Here is an 18,348-nt window from a genome sequence, read left to right on the forward strand (position 1 = left end):
CGACAGAAAGGCAACAGAATGAACACGACCATATTAAGGCCTAGCGGTAACACGGCGCTTGAACGCTACTGGGAGGACTACTCGACGCTCCCGGAGTCCGGCGCGGTGCTGTACCCGCCAGCTGCGACTGCAGTCCGGTTCGTCCGCTTAGTAGAACTCGAAACGGCACTGGTTGACACACCGCTGGCCCACACCATGCGCGTGCAGGCGACCGGGTTGCCACACGAGGCTGCCGTGCGCATGGCCATCTGGAATGCGCGGGGCGAGCTAGCGAGCATGGACGGATGGGACGTGGCTGCACGCCTCCAGGATCAGTTCTTCCCGCACTCACACCGGGCGTCGCTTCCGTGGCGGGGCATGGACTTATTACGAGCCGTCGACCTCACCAGCAGCGAGCACGGGGCCACTGTCACGGTCGCTGCTCCGCCAGCCACGTCGGGCGACCGGCCACAACTCATGCGATTAGCCGACCGTGTTGCTCAACTCACAGCTGCACACCTCTAGGCCCTTCGGCCCTCTTCGGCTGCCATGGCCGCTAAGCTGTACCCACCGACTACCTATACGTAACTGACGTGAACCCGCGCAACACCCACTAACGACACTCATCCGGTCTTTTCAGACCCAGGGCGTACGAGGCGAGTGGCTTTTCTTCCAATTTTCTGATTGGACAGAGGCCATCGACGTGCGCTCTTTTTTTTGTGCGTTGGCGGCCTCTGTCGGAGAGGCACTCATGCCCCAGCGCAACGTCCCCGCCCTAACGCAACCCAGCGCCCGTGCTTGGCTCGACTACGAGTCCGGCTCGTCCTACCTCGGTGTCAGTGCCCGAGCTCTCCAGCGCCTCGTCAGAGAGAAGAAGATCGGCTGCACTCGTCTGGGCAAGCGCACACTCTTCAGCCAGGACCAGCTCGACGAGTACATCGCAGCCTGCACCGTCAACCCCGAGCGCTGAGCCATGAGCAACGGAATGAACACCGCGTCGCTCGTCAACTACCGCCGCGTCACCAGCTACCCGTTCTGCGACCTAAGCGGCGAAGTCCTCTTCGAGAAGATCCGCTTTGAGCTGCTTCCCGGCCGCGCCGGGCGCGCGAAGGAGTTCCGATACTTCGATCCCGAGTCGCAGCGCTACCGCAAGCCCGCCGACGCCGACAGGTGGCTTTACCGCCTCCCCGAGGTGACGGCAGCCATTGCGGCTTGCGCGACAATTCACTGGACCGAGGGCGAGAAGGACGCCGACGCCCTCGTAGCGGCAGGTGTGGAGGCCACGTCGCACCACCAGGGCGCGGGCAGGGTCACGCCCGAGCAGGCGGCGTGGCTGCGCAACGCGACCAGCATCGTCTTGTGGGTCGATAAGGACGTGGAGTACCCGGAGGTCGGCGCGTACGACGCGGCCCGTCGGCACGATCTGTTGCTGGCGGCAGGTGTGCCGGGTGCCCGCATCGCCTTTGTCTGCGCCCGGGGTGCGGGGCGGAAGGATGCCTACGACCACTTGCAGCGGCACAGCCCTGACGAGGCCCAACCGGTAGCGAAGCAAGCTGTCGCCCGGCTGGCTGCCCTCTACTCGCCTGCGTCTTCTTCCCGGTTGGGGTACCCCCGTGCCCGATAACGACCAGGTCGACAGCCACCCGCTCCTGACTGGCGACCACGCCGTGCGGTCTGCCGAGCCGGCTCGCCGCATTCGATTGGCGATCAAGACTACCGACGGCGACCCGACCTTCGAGGAGTGGGAACGGCTCGAAGCGAAGGAGGCGGAGCGAGTTCGGCTTGATCGCCTAGCTGAACTAGACCCACTTGATCGTTCGGTAGCGGCGGAAGTGGAAAGGCTTCAGATCCGTGCGGCAGCAGCCGCCGTGATGGCTGCTGATCACCTCTCCATACCTGTCGACGAGGGCACTTGGGCGGAACAGATGGCCCTAGAGGATGACGAGCTCGACTGGCACATCCAAGGTCTCGCCTTTGTCGGAGCCAACATCTTGCTGAATGCGCTGGCCAAGTCGGGCAAGACGACTCTCGTTCTAAATGTCATTCGCTGCCTGCTTTCTGGCGACTCGTTGTTCGGTCGGTTCGCCGTCGAGCAGCTGCGGCCCGGCCGTCGGGTGGCGTGGTGGAACGCCGAACTCGTCAGTGGACAAGCCCGGGAGTGGCTGCGATCGATGGACATACCGAACCCGGACTCTCTTGCGCTGTGGCACCTCCGCGGTCACCACGTTCCCCTCGAGTTGCACGAAGGTGAGGAAGCTGCCGTCGCATGGCTGCGCAAGTACAACGTGTCGGTGTGGGTGCTCGACCCTAAAAGCGCCCTGTTCCGGGGCGAGGAGAACTCCGCAACCGAGACAGGTGCGTGGCTGAGCGCGATCGATCGGATTAAGCAACGCGCTGGCGTCGACACGGTGTTCCTCGTCCACCACGCGAGCGAGCCCAGTGCTCACGACAGCCCTGACGACTCTGCGAACAGGTTCCTGAAGGGGCGTGGATCTAGTCGCACAGAGGGCTGGGCCGACGTCATCTGGTCGTGGACGGGCAGATTCGAGGAGCCCCGCTACCTCGCTGCTCTCGGCCGGGACGTCGACCAGCCGTTGATCGGCGGCATGCTCATGAATCCTCTGACCCGCCTTCTCACGTGGGACGGGGGCACCACGTCGCCCAATGAAGATCGTCGGCACCGTCTCATGCTCGTTGCTCACGCGGCACTTATGAAGGCGGACAGCCCCGTGCAGATGGGCGTCTTGGAAGGACAGATGCCCGGGTCGAAGAAGGACCCAAAGAGGGACGCCATCAACTACGGAGTGAGTAAGGGCTACATCGAGCAGTGGGCAGGGCCAAGCCACACCAAGCTCCACAAGCCCGGTCCCGTCGACCCACACGCCGACTCCGTTGCAAGCGCGAACGTCACATGGCACAGGCCTTCTGACCCCGCCTGAGCCATGGGTGTGCCCCTGTGTGCACCCTTCTGCCCCGGTGTGCACGGGGCACACCGGGCGTGTGTGTGCCACCCCCCTTGGGGCACACACACCCCATCCACGCCCCCAGCAGGAGACGTATGAACCAGAGAGAAGAAGGAAATGTCGAGAAGCCGAAGCAAAGACCTCATGCACCAGGTGACCCCATGCAAGGCGCGCAAGCGCAATGGCGACCCGTGCGGGAACGCCGCGATGAACGGCAGCACGGTGTGCCGCATGCACGGTGGTGCCGCCCCGCAGGTGAAGCGTGCCGCCCAGATGCGCATCCTGCAGGCCAGCGACCGAGCCGCGGCCCGGCTGGTGGCGATGATGCAGGACACAACCGTGCCACCTGCCGTGCAGTTAGCGGCTGCCCGAGACCTGCTCGACCGGGCGGGCCTGGTCGGTAAGCAGGAGCTGGACGTGGCGGTGCACGTGTCGAAGTGGGACGACCTGTTGGACGACCTGGTGATCGAGGTCGACGTGGAAGAAGACGACGACAACTTCGACGCGAACGTGGTGGACGCCGAGATCGTCTACGACGCCGACGAAGAGGCCACCGCCGACGCCGCCCACGACGCCGCCATGGAAGCCCGCCAGGCTGCCCGCGACCGCGCCAAGCGCCGCACCGGCAGCAGCGTGCCCGCCACCGCCAGCCGCGCCGAGACCGACGACCCCGGCGAGGGCGTCCTGAACCCACCCCAGCCGGGCCGAGCCGCGCGGGCACCTAGGCCCCAGGCAGCCCGCAAGCGCCGCCACCCCGGGGTGGGCTAGCCGCATCGTTCCCTGCGCGTCCCTGGGCGGGGTCAAGCAGCCGATGGGGCCTCCGAGCCGGTACCTGCGGCCACCTGCCCTGTTCTAAGCCCGCAGGCTCGGATATTCCGATCCGTCATTGTGAATGTCGGATCGATGTACTTGTGTTCCCCGAGCGGTAACGTCCGTCACCGCTCTGAAAGGAGGCCCCCATGGGCCAGAACATGATCGGCTACCTCCGAGTGAGCAAGGCCGACCGCACCCGCGAAGAGCGCCTCGGCATCGACGCGCAGCGCGCTGCCATCATCCGCACCGCCGAGCAGCGCGGGTGGACCATTACCAGCTGGTGCGAGGACGACGGCGTCTCCGGCAAGACGATGCGTCGTCCCGGGTTGCGGCACGCCCTGCGGCAGCTGAAGGCGGGGGAGGCGGACGGTCTGATCGCGGCCAAGCTCGACCGCCTCTCTCGGTCGGTCATGGACTTCGGTGGGCTGCTGGACCTGTCTCGTCGGCAGGGGTGGGCCATTGCCGTGCTCGACTTCGACCTGGACACGACCAATGCCACGGGTCGGCTCATCGCGGGCATGGTCGTGCAGATTGCCCAGTGGGAGCGCGAAATGATCGGCGAGCGGACGAAGGCAGCGCTCGCCGTGAAGCGAGCCGAAGGCGCGCAGCTGGGCAAGCCGTCGCTCATCCCGCCTGCCGTGCAGGCGCGCATCGTGCAACGGCACCTCGCCGGCGACTCCCTCTCGGCTATCGCCCGCCTGCTGAACACCGACGAGACCCCGACGCCAAGCGGGGCCGGGCGCTGGTCGCACACGGTGGTCGGTGGCGTGGTGAAGCGGTGGACTGCGACCGAGGCCGCAGCATGACCGCCGTCGACTACAGCCCGCGCACCCGCCGAGTGCTGGTGTCGTCGTTGCGCACGGGCCACACCGTGATGGAGAGCTACGAGCACCCGGCACAGGTGACCCGCATCGTGCGCAAGGTGGGGCGCAGCAACGCCGTGACCATCTGGTGCCGCTACATGTGGCAGGCGAGCGCGGAGTCGGAATGGGAACTCGGCGTCTTCGACCTGGATGCCCTGATCGAGAAGGCGATGCGCTGATGGCCAACGTGAGAGAGGTAGAGCGCAAGGGCGGGCGTGCCTACGAGGTGCGCTGGCGGGCTGGCGACAAGTTCAAGCAACGCACGTTCACCGTCAAGCGCGAGGCCGACCGCTTCGCTCTGAAGGTGGAGACCGAGCTGGCAGAGGGCAACACGACCGACCTGCTGGTCAAGAACGGCAAGACCGTCAGGCAGGTCATCGAGGCCTCGCTGGCGGCGAGCAAGCACGAGCTGAAGCCCCGCACCTACAACGGGTACGTCGCGATCTACGACAACCGCATCCTTCCCAAGTTCGGCGCGCGCAAGGTGGGCACGCTCACGAGGTCTGACGTGCAGGCATGGGTGGGTGAACTGCACGCGGCCAAGCTCTCGCCGGCGACCGTGCACCACCACTACGTGGCGCTGAAGAAGGCGCTGCGGCATGCCCTCGACGACCGGCTGATCAGCTACAACCCATGCGACGGGGTGCGCCTACCCAAGGCCCACAATGCTGACGGCTTCAAGCCGGTCTTCGTCACCGCAGCGCAGGTGGAGAGCCTTGCTGACCTGCTCGACTTCCAGCGCCCCTACGGCTTGCTCGTGCGGTTCGCTGCGTACACCGGCCTGCGGGCGGGCGAGCTCACCGGCCTACGCATCCGCGACCTCAACCTGAAGGCCGGGCACGTGGAGGTTCGCCAGACGTTGCAGCACATCGCGGGGGAGTGGGTCGTCGGGACGCCCAAGTCCGCCCGCTCCACCCGCAACGTTCCCCTCGTCAGCAGAGCCCTGGTGGCCGACCTGCGCGAGTACCTAGTAACCCACCCGCGCTCGGGCGACCCCGACGCGCTGGTGTGGCCAGGCCGCAACCCCGGGTCGCACGCGGTCACCTACGAGCGCGTGTTCGACGTGGCCAGCTTCCGCCGCAACTACCTCAAGCCCGCGCTGCGCAGCCTCGAGATGGACGACGGCATGCGCTTCCACGACCTGCGCCACACGTTCGCGTCGCTCATGCTCGCCGCACAGTTCCCGCCGTACGAGGTCAGCCGGTGGATGGGCCACGCCAACCTCGCGACGACGGACAGCATCTACGCCCACCTCTACCCGAGCGACTACTCGGCCCACCTGGACCGCTTCGAGGCGTTCGTGGGCGTTGCCCAGTCGTAAGATCAACGCCATGGGACCAGTGACCGAAAGCGAGCTGCGAGAGTTCGTGATCAGGACTCTCGCGCCCACCTCTACGGCTGGTGCTGAGAAGGTCGTGGAAGAGTTTGTTGTGGGAGATCAAGGCCGCATCGACATCGCTGTCATCAGCGACCGCTTGACGGGGTTTGAGCTGAAAAGCGACCTCGACACGCTGACCCGCCTCCCCCGACAGATGCACGTCTACTCGCAGGTCTTCGATTTTTGCACCTTGGTGGTCACGCAGCGTCACCTTGAACCTGCTCGGCAGATGCTCGACCCGGCGTGGGGGCTCGCCGTCGTTCGTCGCAACTCCGCCATGGAGCTGACATACCGCCCCGTTCGCAAAGCTCGCCCCGCCAAGGGCATCGACAAGTTCTCTCTTGCCAGCTTGCTTTGGCGGGACGAGACCCTGCGCGCTCTAGATGCACTCTCGCTCGCATCCGGCCTGCGCTCGCAAGCCCGGGACGTGCTGTGGGCGAGGTTGGCCGAGGTCACAACTCACGCAGAGCTGCGCGCCATCGTCACGCAGGCGCTTACGGCGCGCCAAGGGTGGAGAGACGTGACAGCACTACGTGCAGGTGTCGAGACATACCAATCCTCAGGTGTGTCGTCGCGTTTCCTGGCCCGGAGGTTGACGCCGCAATATCGCTAATCCACTGCTCGGCAGGGCTGAACCCAATTCCAGAGAAGTAGCTCGCGCCGACAATGTCGTTGGCGAGAGCGCGGTACTGGGGCGACGGTTGCTTTCGCTCCTTCGCTCGATGGATGTACCACTCGGTGTCACTGGCGTAGCGCATGTTCGGAATCGGGGTGAAGGCTGCTCCGCCGTATGTGGGGACGCCAATTGCGTAGTCGCTGAATACGACGGGGCGAGGCGCTACATTCTGGGTCGCAACAAACGCTGCCGCATCCGATCGAGGAATGGCGCCGACCGTCTGCGTGGGCACCACCGCGCCGACGAGCGCAGGGAATGCCGAGAACGAAACGACGACAGTCCGCCAGTCCTGGAGGGTCGGAAGCGCGCCCAACGCTTGCGTCGCTACGGCCGACTGCACGGACGACGTACCGGTCAAGAGGCCAGCGTCTGCGACGAGGTCCACCTGGCCTGGGGTCAGATTTAGTGCGGCAACGGTGGCCGTCACATCCGCCGCGATGTTCGCCCCTGCATCGATAAGGTCTTCGACGTCAATTCTCAGCACGGCCCCGTGGCCGTCTTGGGCAGCGATGTTTGCGATGGCCGCCAGTGTTGCTGGTTCTTCTGCTGCGGTGAGGACCGGCGCGACCGCGATGCCTGCCACGCGTAGCTGCGTAAAGAGGTCGTCCAGCACGACCGCGAACGTGCTGTCGTCGACGTCGTCGGCATTCAAGACTTGGACCCAAGCAATGTCGCTGGAGTGGGGCCAGGCTTTGATGATGCTGTCGCCGGCGGAGGCAGGCTCGATGACTTCAAGTAGAGGGACGAGATTATCCGGTGGGCAGCTAGCGAGAGCATCGAGCTCGGCACGCTTCGCTTTCAGAATCGGGACGTAGGACACCGGCGTCAGCGCCGTGTTAGGAGAAACCATGATTCATTCTCATGGTTTTCCTCTCATGCCTCTGGCCCCCGTCGGAGGGGTTTTGGAGGGGTTCACGTCCTGGGTCTCTGGCCCGAAGGCTGTTTCACCCTTGTATCTACAGGTGGGCCCCGTGGGGCTCGAACCCACGACCCGCGGATTAAAAGTCCGATGCTCTGCCAACTGAGCTAGAGGCCCTCGGTGTTCGAGGATACGTGATCGCGGGCGTCCTCGCGGGCCGGCAGCGCGCCTCCTTCGCGTCCGTGAGCGACGACGAGCGACGACGAGCGACCACGGGCGGCGACGCCCGACCCACACGCCGCTGTCGGTGCACGCGCGTATCGTCGAGGCGATGCCCAGAGACTTCCACCGCCCGACCCAGTTCCCCAGCGCCGCCTTCGAGGCGTTCCAGGGAGGCGACGACCCGGCGACCGTGAACCGGATCGCCCACGAGTCGGCGGCCGCCCTCGTCGCCCGGGTCAAGCACGACCCGCAGCCCGAGATCCTCGACCGGCTCGTCTCGTTCAGCGACGAGCACGGCATCGACGTCGTCGCCGAGCTGTGGGCGCGCGCCGCACCGCACACCCTGCCCGGGGCCCTGTGGCGGATCTACCTCGTGCGCGCCGTCATCCGCCAGGCGCCCGAGGAGGTCACCTACCTCTTCGACCGCGGCGTCGAGACGTCGACCACCATCGACCCGATCGTCGCCGGGGCCCCGACGCCCGCGACCCCGGCCGAGGTGCTCGCGCTGGCCGACCTCATCCTGCGCGGGGTGTTCGACGGCGACTTCGCGGTCGCGCTCGAGCGCGGTGCGGCGTTCTGCCGGCTGGCGTCGGCCGGCGCCACGACCGTCGCCGACGAGCAGGACTCGATCGGCTCCGACCTCGCCTCGACGCTGACCCGGCGCGCGCTCCGTCTCTCCGAGCTCGGTGTCGACCTCACCGCGTGCGCCGCGCTCTGGCGCGACGGCAGCCTCGACTGACGCTCCGCGTTCGCACCGGGCGAACGCCCGAGCGAGGCCCGGCGACGACGGTTACACTCGATCACTGTCGGGCCGTAGAAACCCCGGGCTCCAAATTTAGCCGCTTCGAGCGGCCTCGCGCCGAGAGGCGTTCCTGCGGCCCGACACCCTCTTCCTCCTCACCGAGCGTGACCGTCCCGCCCGGCTGATCCGGGGCCCCGTCCCCGTCCCTCCGCCCAGGGCGCGCGGTCGGGTGGTCCGAAGTGGTCCCTGACGACGCGGTGACCGACAGTTCGTGACCACTCGGCCACCGGAGGCACAGGCCCCGCCAGGCGTTCCGTGCACCCGAGGCAAACTCGCCCAAACCAGCAGCCCCCCGGTGCCGAACCATGAGCGTGAGGGATCGAGAGATCCTCCGCTGACTTCCCGCCGCCCTGACTGGCGGGACGACGCGGTCGTTCCCTCCGCTCGGCCCGGGCCTGAACGCCATCCCAGACGGTCACCGGGCGGGGGGTTCGACTCACACCAGCAACAACCAGCACCACCGGAGACCAGCACGAACCCGTCACTCCCCTGTGACGGTCAACCCGACACGAGCGGATCGAGGTGAACCCTGACATGCTGAAGCTCGTGACCCATGACATCGAGACTCCCCAGGAGGAGGCGCGTGCGTCGACCCCTGACGAGCTCCTCCTCAGGGTCGCCCAGGCCGATCGAGTGGCCTTCGCCGAGCTGTACGACCAGACCGCACCTCGTGTGATGGGCCTGATCAAGCGCCTCCTGAAGGACCACTCGCAGTCCGAGGAAGTCACCCAAGAGGTCTTCCTCGAGATCTGGCAGAACGCCGCTCGCTTCGACACCACCCGGGGCAGTGCCTCGAGCTGGATGTTGACGATGGCCCACCGCCGGGCCGTCGACCGTGTCCGCGCCTCGCAGGCCGGCCGCGACCGAGACCTGAAGATCGGCGTCCGCGATCTGGAGCCCGGCTACGACTCGGTCACCGAGTCGGTCGAGATCCGGATCGAGCACGAGCGCGTCGAGCGTGCACTGGGACGACTCACGGAGCTCCAGAGCCAGGCCGTCAGGCTGGCGTACTACGGCGGCTACAGCCACAGTGAAGTGGCCGCGATGCTGGGGGTGCCGATCGGCACCGTCAAGACGAGACTGCGCGACGGCATGATCCGCCTGCGCGACGAGATGGGAGTGGCATCGTGACCTACCGCGACGACTCCACCACCGGCGGCAACCCGCCCCACGACTCGCTCGAGGCGATGTCGGGTGCCTACGCGCTCGACGCCCTGAGCGACGACGAACGACACGACTTCGAGACTCTGCTGGAGGAGTCCGAGAGCACCAGAAGGGAAGTGACCGAATTGAGAGAGACCGCCTTGCTGCTCGCCCACGCGGCACCGCCCGTGATGCCTTCGGCCGCCCTCCGCGCGAGCATCATGGACGCCATCGTCGGGCTGCCTCAGCTGCCCGCCCAGACCACCTCCGACTCTGCCTCGCAGACGCCGGCCGTGACGCAGGTCGCAGGAGGCGCGGGTGACGACCACGAGATCGCTCGCCCCGGCCGCCACGCCGTCCCCGAGATGGAGCCGAGCGAGACCGAGACCGCTGCCCGCGTGCTCGAGCCCACCGGCGCGGCCCGTGCCCGCTGGTTCACCCGGCCCGTCGCCATGCTCGGCGTCGCCGCGGCAGCCGCCGCGCTCTTCTTCGGAGGAGGCGCGCTGCTGTCCGAGGTCACCGGCCCGAGCCAGCAGCAGGAGGCCACCGCCTCCTCGATCGACGAGATCTACGCGGCAGGCGACTTCCAGCGGACCGTCGCCGACGTCAGCACCGGTGGCACCGCGACGCTGGTCTGGTCGAACGAGCTCAAGCGCTCGGCGGTCGTCCTCGACGGCCTCACCTCGCTGCCCGGCGACCAGACGTACGAGCTCTGGTACATCGGCGCTGACGGTGCCGTGCCTGCCGGCACGTTCGACACGGACACCGACTCGACGGTCACGAAGGTGCTCAAGGGCGAGATGAGCCCTGGCGCCACGATCGGCCTCACGGTCGAGCCCGCCGGCGGCTCCGAGCAGCCGACGAGCGACCCGATCATGGCCGTGCAGAGCGCTTAGCGGCGACTGCACGACCCGGTCGGGCCCCGCGAGGGCCGCGACCCGGCCACACGACGAAGGAGGCGGCCCACCAGCAGGTGGGCCGCCTCCTTCGCGTCGTGCCGGGCCGAGGACGACCCGTGGGCCGCCCACGACCGTCGGCCGCGCGCAGCCTCCGGGCTCAGCCGAATCGGCCGGAGACGTAGTCCTCGGTCGCCTGGACGCTGGGCTTCGAGAACATCGTGGCGGTGTCGTCGTACTCGATGAGCTTGCCGGGCTTGCCTGTGCCCGCGATGTTGAAGAAGGCCGTCTTGTCGCTGACGCGGCTGGCCTGCTGCATGTTGTGGGTCACGATGACGATCGTGTACTGCTGCTTGAGCTCCTCGATGAGGTCCTCGATGGCGAGCGTCGAGATCGGGTCGAGGGCCGAGCAGGGCTCGTCCATCAGGATCACGTCGGGGGAGACGGCGACCGCGCGCGCGATGCAGAGGCGCTGCTGCTGGCCGCCCGAGAGGCCCGAGCCGGGCTTGTCGAGGCGGTCCTTGACCTCGTTCCAGAGGTTGGCGCCCTGCAGCGAGCTCTCGACCAGGTCGTCCTGCTCGCCCTTGCCCATGCGGCGGTTGTTGAGCTTCACGCCGGCGAGCACGTTGTCGCGGATGCTCATGGTGGGGAAGGGGTTCGGGCGCTGGAACACCATGCCGACCTGACGGCGCACGAGCACCGGGTCGACGCCGGGGCTGTAGAGGTCGTTGCCGTCGATCAGCACCTCGCCGTCGACGTAGGCGCCGGGGATGACCTCGTGCATGCGGTTCAGCGTGCGGAGGAACGTCGACTTGCCGCAGCCGGACGGGCCGATGAAGGCCGTGACCGTGCGCGGCTCGATGGTGATGTTGACGTCCTCGACGGCCTTGAACTTGCCGTAGTAGACGTTGAGGTCCTTGACCTCGATGCGCTTGGACATTCACATTCCTTCGGTGAGGTGCGGCGTCGTGCGGGGACGCGGGGGAAGAGTGGGGGAGGCGCGTGGCCGTCAGCGGCCGAGCTTGGGGGCGAAGAGGCGCGCGATGAGGCGGGCCAGCAGGTTCAGCGCCATGACGATGAGGATCAGCGTCAGGGCCGAGGTCCACGCCCGGTCGATGTAGGCGGCCGCGTCGGTGCCCTGGCTCACGTACGAGCTGTAGGCGAAGACCGGCAGCGACTGCATGCGGCCGTCGAACAGGTCGTAGTTCATGCTCGCCGTGAAGCCGGCGGTGATGAGCAGCGGGGCCGTCTCGCCGATGACGCGGGCGATCGACAGCATGACGCCGGTGGTGATGCCCGCGATGGAGGTGGGGAGCACGACCTTGAGGATCGTCAGCCACTTCGGCACGCCGAGCGCGTAGGCGGCCTCGCGCAGCTCGTTCGGGACGAGCTTGAGCATCTCCTCCGTGCTGCGCACGACGACGGGGATCATCAGCACGGCCAGGGCCACGGAGCCTGCGGCGCCCATGCGGACGCCCTCGCCGAAGAAGATCACGAACAGGGCGTAGGCGAACAGGCCGGCGACGATCGACGGGATGCCCGTCATCACGTCGACGAAGAACGTGATCGCGCGGGCCAGGCGGCCACGGCCGTACTCGACGAGGTAGATGGCCGTGAGCAGGCCGATCGGCACCGAGATCACGGCGGCGAGGGCGGTGATCAGCAGGGTGCCGGTGAGGGCGTGCAGCCCGCCGCCGCCCGCTCCGACCACGTTGCGCATCGACATCGAGAAGAAGTCGCCGTCGAAGCGGGCGGCGCCGCTCGTCACGACGGTGAAGAGGACCGAGACGAGCGGGATCAGCGCGAGGATGAACGCCGCGCTGACCAGGGTCGTGACGACGCGGTCCTTGGCGCGGCGGATGCCCTCGACCTGCATCGAGATGACGAACACGAGGGCGGCGTAGAGGATCGTGCCGAGCACGATCGCGGCTACCCAGTTGAAGGTCTCCGTGACGCCGCCGGCCTGCAGCAGGCCGAAGACGACGAGCATGACGGCCCAGCTGCCGAGGAGGATCGCCAGCGGCGCCGCCTTGGGCAGCTTGCCCGTGGTGAGGGTGTTGACGGTGCGGCTGGCCGTGCGGGGACGGTCCTGGGTGGTGGTGGCCATCAGTTCGCTCCGGAGAAGGCCTTGCGGCGGTTGATGACGACGCGGGCGATCGAGTTGACGACCAGCGTGATGACGAAGAGGACGAGACCGGTCGCGATCAGGGTGTTGATGCCGATGTCGTGCGCCTCGGGGAACCTCAGGGCGATGTTCGCGGCGATGGTCGACGAGTTCGTCGAGGTGAGGATCGCGGGGTTGATCACGAGCGCCGGCGACAGCACGAGCGCGACGGCCATGGTCTCGCCGAGGGCCCGGCCGAGGCCGAGCATCGAGGCCGAGATGATGCCGGGGCGGCCGAAGGGCAGGACCGCGACCTGGATCATCTCCCAGCGGGTCGCACCCAGCGCGAGGGCCGCCTCCTCGTGCAGGGTCGGCGTCTGCAGGAACACCTCACGGCTCAGCGCGGTGATGATCGGCAGGATCATCACGGCGAGCACGATGGAGGCGGTGAGCAGCGTGCGGCCGGTGCCCGACACGGGACCGGCGAACAGCGGGAACCAGCCGAGGTGGTCGGCCATCCACGCGTAGACGGGCTGCACGGCGGGGGCGAGGACGATGCTGCCCCACAGGCCGAAGACGACCGACGGCACGGCGGCCAGCAGGTCGATGACGTAGCCGAGGCCCGCGGCGAGGCGGCGAGGGGCGTAGTGCGAGATGAAGAGCGCGATGCCGATGGCGACGGGGAGGGCCATGACGAGCGCGAGCGCGGCGGCGTAGACCGTGCCGAAGGCGAGCGGGCCGACGTACTGCCAGAACGAGTCGGGGAAGCCGGAGAGCGAGATGTCGGCCGGGTCGGCGATCACGGCGGGGATGCTCTGCGCGACCAGGAAGATCGCGACGGCGGCGAGGATGGCGAGGATCAGGCCGCCGGCGACGACGGTGCTGCCCGAGAAGATCCGGTCTGCGGGGCGACGCGGCGCACGAGGTGCCTTGACCTTCGTGGCGGTCGATGCGGGGGCGGTCATCGGACGAGGTCCTCCGGGTGGGTGCTCGGTGTGCGGGCGGTGCTCGGGTGGCGGTGCGGTTCTGCCGATGGTGCTGATCGTACGGGTGCCCCTGTCAGGGCGACGGCCCGGGACCGCACGGCGTGCGGTCCCGGGCCCGGTGTGGCGGGTGCTACTTGATGAGCGCGATCGCGTCGGCGACCTGACCCGAGAGGGTGCTCGAGATGGGAGCCGAGCCGGCGGCGTCGGCCGCGACCTGCTGGCCCTCGTCGCTGGAGACGTACTCGAAGTACGACTTCACGAGCTCGCCCTGGGCGGCGTCCTCGTACGACTCGCAGCCGATCAGGTAGCTGACGAGCACGAGGGGGTAGACGCCGTCGGCCGTCGAGGTGCGGTCGAGCTCGATGGCGATGTCGCCCTCGGTGCGGCCTTCCTCTTCAGGGGACTCGTCGACGATGGCGGCGGCGGCCTCGGCCGAGTACTCGACGAACTCCTCGCCGACCTTGATCTTCGCGACGCCGAGGTCGCCGGCGCGCGAGGCGTCCGCGTAGCCGATCGTGCCGGTGCCGTTGGTCACCGCGTCGATCACGCCCGAGGTGCCGGAGGCGCCCTCACCGCCCTCGAGGGGCCAGACGCCGTCGGGCTCCGACGACCACACGTCGGGGCTGTTGGCGTTCAGGTACTCGGTGAAGTTCTCGGTGGTGCCCGAGTCGTCCGAGCGGTGCACGGCCGTGATGGGCGTGCTGGGCAGGTCGGCGTCGGGGTTGTCGGCCTTGATCTCGGCCGCGTCCCACGTGGTGATCGCGCCGCTGAAGATGCCGGCGATGGTGGCGGGCGAGAGGTTGAGCTCGTCGACGCCGTCGAGGTTGAAGACGACCGCGATGGGCGAGACGTAGACGGGCAGCTCGACGATGCCGGTGTCGGGCGTGCAGCCCGCGAAGGTGCTCGACGAGATCTCGTCGGTCTTGAACGCGCGGTCCGAGCCGGCGAAGGCCGCGGCGCCGGAGATGAAGCTCTCACGGCCGCCGCCGGAGCCCTGCGGGTCGTAGTTGACGGTCACGTCGGGGTTGGCGGTCTGGAAGCCGGCGACCCAGGCCTCCTGGGCGGCCTGCTGCGACGAGGCGCCGATGCCGGCGATCGTGCCGGAGAGGTCGGAGGAGGCGCCGTCGGACGAGGAGCCGGAGCCGCCCTCGTTGGAGGCGCAGGACGCGAGGAGCATGGTGCCGACCGCGGCGATCGCCACGATGCTGCCGGTGCGCTTGAAGTTCACAGAGGTTCCTTTTCGGATGTAGTGCCGTGGGTGCTGGGGGCCGGTGCTGACCCGAGGCGAGACGCTACGTCGAGTGGTTAACCACGGTCGTCTGCGATGGTGAACGGGAGGTTAACGCGGGGGGAACATCGGCCGGGCGTGCCCGCCTGCACGGAGCCGCAGGGCCAGGATCACCCGCCGAGCCCACCCGCCGCGTCGACACGGCCCGACACGGCTCGCGCCCCGGGGCAGGGCCACGGGGCGCGAGGGTCGACAGGCCGGCGGCCTGCCTCAGAGCACGGGGCCGTGCGTCTCGACGGCGACGAGCGCGGCGTCGGAGCACGACACGTGCAGCACGGTGTACTCGCCGGGGCTCAGCGAGGAGGCGCGGCGCAGGTCGAGCCGGTGGCCGCCGACCGTCCCCACGGCGATCTGCCGCACGATCTCGGGCAGCACCGGGGCGTGCGTGCAGAACACGGCCGGCACCCGCTTCTTGAGGCGCTTCGCGACGACGCCGGCCACGTCGTCGTCGTGGCGGTCGAACGCGTCCTGGCTGATCGAGTCGCTCTGCTTGACCCCGACGCGGGTCAGCGCCGAGACCGGCTCGAGCGTCGCGAGGCAGCGGGCGGCCGTGCTGCTGATCAGCCGCTGCGGGGCCCACGCCGCGATGCCGGGCGCGATCGACTTCGCCTGACGGCGGCCCTGGGGCAGCAGGGGGCGGGTGGCGTCCGAGCCGCTCCAGTCGCCGGGCGACGTCGTCTTCGCGTGCCGCAGGGCCACGAGGGCGAAGGTGCGGGCGGCGCCCGAGGCGACGCGGTCGGCGAACCGGTCGAGCACCTCCGCGTCCCGTTCATAGGTCAGCTTGGCGCGCGCCTTCTCGATCGAGACCCACTCGATCGCGGCGACCTCGCTGTTGGGCGTGAAGCGACCGGCCTCGGCGACCGCGTCGTCGGTGACCTCGGCCGCCCAGTAGTGCACGATCTTGTCCCGACCGCCGGGCATGACGTACTCGGCGGTGCCGAGCGGGGCCCCGAGGGCGACGCGGTACCCCGTCTCCTCGCGGATCTCGCGGACGGCCGTCTGCGGCGTCGACTCGCCGGGGTCGACCTTGCCCTTGGGCAGCGAGACGTCGCCGTGGTGCTCGCGGTGGATGAGCAGCACGCGTGCCTTGCCGTCCACCAGGCGGAAGCAGACCGCGCCGGCCGCGACGATCGTCGTGGGGGCGACCGTGCTCACCGGCTGGCCCGGCGGCGCTGCGTGATCTGCTTCATCAGCACGTTCTGCATGTCGGCGAGCGGGGCGTCGGAGGCGTCACGAGCGTGGCGCGTCCAGGTGCCGTCGCTCTCGAGCCACCACGACGCCGTCTCGTCGGACATCGCACGGTCGAAGAGCTCGGAGACCTGCTCGAGGTGGTCCTGCTGCGTGAGGCGCACGAGCGCCTCGATGCGGCGGTCGAGGTTGCGGTGCATCATGTCGGCGCTGCCGATGAAGACCTGGGGGTCGCCGTCGTTCGCGAACCAGAACAGGCGCGAGTGCTCCAGGTAGCGGCCGAGCACCGACCGCACGCGGATCGTGTCGCTGAGGCCCGGCTGGCCCGGCTTGATGGTGCAGATGCCCCGCACCCAGACGTCGACGGGCACGCCAGCCTGGCTGGCCTTGTAGAGCGCGTCGATGATCTGCTCGTCGACGATCGAGTTGATCTTGATCTTGATGCCCGAGGGGCGACCGGCCTGCGCGGCCTCGATCTCGCCCTGGATCTGCTTGAGCAGGCCGCGGCGGAGGTAGCGCGGAGCGACGAGGAGGCGCTTGAACTTCTTCTCGATCGCGTAGCCCGACAGCTCGTTGAACAGGCGCGTCAGGTCCTTCCCGACCTGGTCGTCGGCGGTGAAGAGGCCCATGTCCTCGTAGATGCGGCTCGTCTTGGGGTTGTAGTTGCCCGTGCCGATGTGCGTGTAGTGCCGCAGCCGGCCCTTCTCCTGGCGGATCACGAGCGCGAGCTTGCAGTGGGTCTTGAGCCCGACCAGGCCGTAGACGACGTGCACGCCGGCCTTCTCGAGCTTGCGGGCCCACGTGATGTTGTTCTGCTCGTCGAAGCGCGCCTTGACCTCGACGAGGGCGAGCACCTGCTTGCCCGACTCCGCGGCGTCGATGAGGGCCTCGATGATCGGGCTGTCGCCGCTCGTGCGGTAGAGCGTCTGCTTGATGGCGAGGACGTTGGGGTCGGCCGCCGCCTGCTCGAGGAACGCCTGCACGCTCGTCGCGAACGACTCGTACGGGTGGTGCACCAGGATGTCCTGCCGGGCGATGCTCGCGAACATGTCGGGCTTCATGTTCGGCTCGGTCGGCTGCAGCTGCAGCGCCGTCTGGGGCAGGTGCTTCGGGTACTTCAGGTCGGAACGCGGCATCTTCGTGATCTCGAAGAGGCCCGCGAGGTCGAGGGGGGCCGGCAGCCGGTAGACCTCCTGGTCGGTGACGTCGAGCTCGCGGACGAGCAGCTCGAGCGTGACCGGGTCCATGTCGTCGGTGATCTCGAGGCGGATGGGCGGGCCGAAGCGCCGACGCAGCAGCTCGCGCTCGAGAGCCTGGATCAGGTTCTCCGACTCGTCCTCGTCGACCTCGACGTCCTCGTTGCGGGTGACGCGGAACACGTGGTGCTCGACGACCTCCATGCCCGGGAACAGGTCCTGCAGGTGGTTCGCGATCAGGTCTTCCAGAGGGATGAACCGCACGCGCCCGCTGTCGTTGTCGGGCAGCTGCACGAAGCGCGGCAGCATCTGCGGCACCTTGAGGCGCGCGAACTCCTGGCGCATCGTCTTCGGGTTGCGGACGCGCACCGAGAGGTTGAGCGACAGGCCCGAGATGTAGGGGAACGGATGCGCGGGGTCGACGGCGAGCGGCATCAGCACGGGGAAGATCTGCTCGGTGAAGATCTCGCGCATGCGGACGCGGTCGGCCTCTTCGAGGTCGGACCACTTCTCGATGTGGATGCCCGCGTCGTCGAGGTCGGGCTTGACCAGGTCGAGGAACGCCCGGGCGTGCCGCTCTTGCAGGTCGTGCGCCTTGGCGTTGATGTCGGCGAGCACCTCGTTGGGGCCGCGGCCGACGTTCGTGGGCACGGCGAGCCCGGTGGCGATGCGCCGCTTCAGGCCGGCGACGCGCACCATGAAGAACTCGTCGAGGTTGCTGGCGAAGATCGCGAGGAAGTTCGCGCGCTCGAGCAGCGGCGTCGTCGGGTCCTCGGCGAGCTCGAGCACGCGCTGGTTGAACGCCAGCCAGCTGAGCTCTCGGTCGAGGTACCGCTCGGCGGGGAGGGTGCCGTCCTCGAAGCTGACGATCTCGTCGAAGTCGTCGAGGAAGTCGGGGGTGACGCCGGCGCCGTCGACGCGTGGTTCGCTGTCCATCGCACCATCGTGCCACCCCTGGTGGCCGCCGACGTCCCCGCCACGTGAACGGCTGG

Annotated in this window: 19 protein-coding genes and 1 tRNA gene; 12 read left to right on the forward strand and 8 right to left on the reverse strand. The window is 68.3% G+C overall.

The features are described 5' to 3' along the window. The first annotated feature begins 18 nt into the window (after positions 1–18). From IFT90_RS02620 to IFT90_RS02660, 9 genes are all read left to right on the forward strand, one after another. Positions 19–504 (forward strand): hypothetical protein, encoded by a 486-nt coding sequence (locus IFT90_RS02620; RefSeq protein WP_192040845.1) that lies wholly within the window; start codon positions 19–21, stop codon positions 502–504. 226 nt (positions 505–730) lie between these two features. Further along, complete coding sequence (locus IFT90_RS02625) at positions 731–949, forward strand: helix-turn-helix domain-containing protein (protein ID WP_192040846.1); 219 nt, start codon at positions 731–733, stop codon at positions 947–949. 3 nt (positions 950–952) lie between these two features. Then, positions 953–1,603 (forward strand): hypothetical protein, encoded by a 651-nt coding sequence (locus IFT90_RS02630; protein WP_192040847.1) that lies wholly within the window; start codon positions 953–955, stop codon positions 1,601–1,603. After that, positions 1,593–2,918 (forward strand): AAA family ATPase, encoded by a 1,326-nt coding sequence (locus IFT90_RS02635; RefSeq protein WP_192040848.1) that lies wholly within the window; start codon positions 1,593–1,595, stop codon positions 2,916–2,918. The genes IFT90_RS02630 and IFT90_RS02635 overlap by 11 nt, the downstream gene beginning before the upstream one ends. Before the next feature lie 168 nt (positions 2,919–3,086). Continuing rightward, positions 3,087–3,710: an HGGxSTG domain-containing protein gene (locus IFT90_RS02640; protein WP_192040849.1), complete on the forward strand. Its 624-nt coding sequence runs from the start codon at positions 3,087–3,089 to the stop codon at positions 3,708–3,710. 191 nt (positions 3,711–3,901) lie between these two features. Continuing rightward, positions 3,902–4,561, forward strand: a complete 660-nt coding sequence (locus IFT90_RS02645) for a recombinase family protein (RefSeq protein WP_192040850.1) — start codon at positions 3,902–3,904, stop codon at positions 4,559–4,561. Beyond that, positions 4,558–4,797, forward strand: a complete 240-nt coding sequence (locus tag IFT90_RS02650) for a hypothetical protein (RefSeq protein WP_192040851.1) — start codon at positions 4,558–4,560, stop codon at positions 4,795–4,797. Before IFT90_RS02645 ends, IFT90_RS02650 begins: the two co-directional genes overlap by 4 nt. Beyond that, positions 4,797–5,939, forward strand: a complete 1,143-nt coding sequence (locus tag IFT90_RS02655) for a site-specific integrase (protein WP_192040852.1) — start codon at positions 4,797–4,799, stop codon at positions 5,937–5,939. The genes IFT90_RS02650 and IFT90_RS02655 overlap by 1 nt, the downstream gene beginning before the upstream one ends. A gap of 10 nt (positions 5,940–5,949) precedes the next feature. After that, the gene (locus IFT90_RS02660) at positions 5,950–6,609 is read left to right on the forward strand and encodes a sce7726 family protein (protein ID WP_192040853.1); all 660 of its coding nucleotides are present in this window, start codon (positions 5,950–5,952) and stop codon (positions 6,607–6,609) included. Here the strand turns inward: IFT90_RS02660 and IFT90_RS02665 are convergent. Both IFT90_RS02665 and IFT90_RS02670 read right to left on the reverse strand, forming a co-directional pair. After that, complete coding sequence (locus IFT90_RS02665) at positions 6,491–7,522, reverse strand: beta family protein (protein WP_192040854.1); 1,032 nt, start codon at positions 7,520–7,522, stop codon at positions 6,491–6,493. The genes IFT90_RS02660 and IFT90_RS02665 overlap by 119 nt on opposite strands. A 113-nt stretch (positions 7,523–7,635) precedes the next feature. Next, positions 7,636–7,708: transfer RNA gene (locus tag IFT90_RS02670), tRNA-Lys, on the reverse strand. Between the two features lie 154 nt (positions 7,709–7,862). Between IFT90_RS02670 and IFT90_RS02675 the strand changes: the two genes are divergently transcribed. From IFT90_RS02675 to IFT90_RS02685, 3 genes are all read left to right on the forward strand, one after another. Next, positions 7,863–8,492: a DNA-directed RNA polymerase subunit beta gene (locus tag IFT90_RS02675; RefSeq protein WP_133738326.1), complete on the forward strand. Its 630-nt coding sequence runs from the start codon at positions 7,863–7,865 to the stop codon at positions 8,490–8,492. 597 nt (positions 8,493–9,089) lie between these two features. Beyond that, positions 9,090–9,686, forward strand: a complete 597-nt coding sequence (gene sigK, locus IFT90_RS02680) for an ECF RNA polymerase sigma factor SigK (RefSeq protein WP_192040855.1) — start codon at positions 9,090–9,092, stop codon at positions 9,684–9,686. After that, on the forward strand, positions 9,683–10,594 hold the full coding sequence (locus tag IFT90_RS02685; RefSeq protein ID WP_192040856.1) for an anti-sigma factor: 912 nt from the start codon (positions 9,683–9,685) through the stop codon (positions 10,592–10,594). The genes sigK and IFT90_RS02685 overlap by 4 nt, the downstream gene beginning before the upstream one ends. A 160-nt stretch (positions 10,595–10,754) precedes the next feature. On the opposite strand, the gene pstB is transcribed toward IFT90_RS02685, so the two are convergent. From pstB to IFT90_RS02715, 6 genes are all read right to left on the reverse strand, one after another. Beyond that, positions 10,755–11,534 (reverse strand): phosphate ABC transporter ATP-binding protein PstB, encoded by a 780-nt coding sequence (gene pstB, locus IFT90_RS02690; RefSeq protein WP_192040857.1) that lies wholly within the window; start codon positions 11,532–11,534, stop codon positions 10,755–10,757. Between the two features lie 69 nt (positions 11,535–11,603). Then, the gene (gene pstA / locus IFT90_RS02695) at positions 11,604–12,701 is read right to left on the reverse strand and encodes a phosphate ABC transporter permease PstA (RefSeq protein WP_192040858.1); all 1,098 of its coding nucleotides are present in this window, start codon (positions 12,699–12,701) and stop codon (positions 11,604–11,606) included. Then, a complete protein-coding gene (pstC, locus tag IFT90_RS02700) occupies positions 12,701–13,663 on the reverse strand; it encodes a phosphate ABC transporter permease subunit PstC (RefSeq protein WP_192040859.1) in 963 nt (320 codons plus the stop codon). The genes pstA and pstC overlap by 1 nt, the downstream gene beginning before the upstream one ends. 151 nt (positions 13,664–13,814) lie before the next feature. Further along, positions 13,815–14,912 (reverse strand): phosphate ABC transporter substrate-binding protein PstS, encoded by a 1,098-nt coding sequence (locus tag IFT90_RS02705; protein WP_371740970.1) that lies wholly within the window; start codon positions 14,910–14,912, stop codon positions 13,815–13,817. 270 nt (positions 14,913–15,182) lie between these two features. Then, positions 15,183–16,127 (reverse strand): NUDIX domain-containing protein, encoded by a 945-nt coding sequence (locus tag IFT90_RS02710; RefSeq protein WP_192040860.1) that lies wholly within the window; start codon positions 16,125–16,127, stop codon positions 15,183–15,185. Continuing rightward, a complete protein-coding gene (locus tag IFT90_RS02715; protein ID WP_192040861.1) occupies positions 16,124–18,292 on the reverse strand; it encodes an RNA degradosome polyphosphate kinase in 2,169 nt (722 codons plus the stop codon). Before IFT90_RS02715 ends, IFT90_RS02710 begins: the two co-directional genes overlap by 4 nt. Between the last annotated feature and the right edge of the window lie 56 nt (positions 18,293–18,348).

Source organism: Frigoribacterium sp. CFBP 8766 (genome assembly GCF_014841435.1).
In the GTDB taxonomy this organism is placed as follows: Bacteria; Actinomycetota; Actinomycetes; order Actinomycetales; family Microbacteriaceae; genus Frigoribacterium.

Bases quoted from the DNA above. Each gene is read 5' to 3' on its own strand.
- pstC (WP_192040859.1), bottom strand. From the start codon at position 13,663: ATGACCGCCCCCGCATCGACCGCCACGAAGGTCAAGGCACCTCGTGCG.
- pstB (WP_192040857.1), bottom strand. From the start codon at position 11,534: ATGTCCAAGCGCATCGAGGTCAAGGACCTCAACGTCTACTACGGCAAG.
- pstA (WP_192040858.1), bottom strand. From the start codon at position 12,701: ATGGCCACCACCACCCAGGACCGTCCCCGCACGGCCAGCCGCACCGTC.
- IFT90_RS02620 (WP_192040845.1), top strand. From the start codon at position 19: ATGAACACGACCATATTAAGGCCTAGCGGTAACACGGCGCTTGAACGC.
- sigK (WP_192040855.1), top strand. From the start codon at position 9,090: ATGCTGAAGCTCGTGACCCATGACATCGAGACTCCCCAGGAGGAGGCG.
- IFT90_RS02675 (WP_133738326.1), top strand. From the start codon at position 7,863: ATGCCCAGAGACTTCCACCGCCCGACCCAGTTCCCCAGCGCCGCCTTC.
- IFT90_RS02660 (WP_192040853.1), top strand. From the start codon at position 5,950: ATGGGACCAGTGACCGAAAGCGAGCTGCGAGAGTTCGTGATCAGGACT.
- IFT90_RS02625 (WP_192040846.1), top strand. From the start codon at position 731: ATGCCCCAGCGCAACGTCCCCGCCCTAACGCAACCCAGCGCCCGTGCT.
- IFT90_RS02630 (WP_192040847.1), top strand. From the start codon at position 953: ATGAGCAACGGAATGAACACCGCGTCGCTCGTCAACTACCGCCGCGTC.
- IFT90_RS02645 (WP_192040850.1), top strand. From the start codon at position 3,902: ATGGGCCAGAACATGATCGGCTACCTCCGAGTGAGCAAGGCCGACCGC.
- IFT90_RS02655 (WP_192040852.1), top strand. From the start codon at position 4,797: ATGGCCAACGTGAGAGAGGTAGAGCGCAAGGGCGGGCGTGCCTACGAG.
- IFT90_RS02640 (WP_192040849.1), top strand. From the start codon at position 3,087: ATGCACCAGGTGACCCCATGCAAGGCGCGCAAGCGCAATGGCGACCCG.
- IFT90_RS02650 (WP_192040851.1), top strand. From the start codon at position 4,558: ATGACCGCCGTCGACTACAGCCCGCGCACCCGCCGAGTGCTGGTGTCG.
- IFT90_RS02665 (WP_192040854.1), bottom strand. From the start codon at position 7,522: ATGGTTTCTCCTAACACGGCGCTGACGCCGGTGTCCTACGTCCCGATT.
- IFT90_RS02715 (WP_192040861.1), bottom strand. From the start codon at position 18,292: ATGGACAGCGAACCACGCGTCGACGGCGCCGGCGTCACCCCCGACTTC.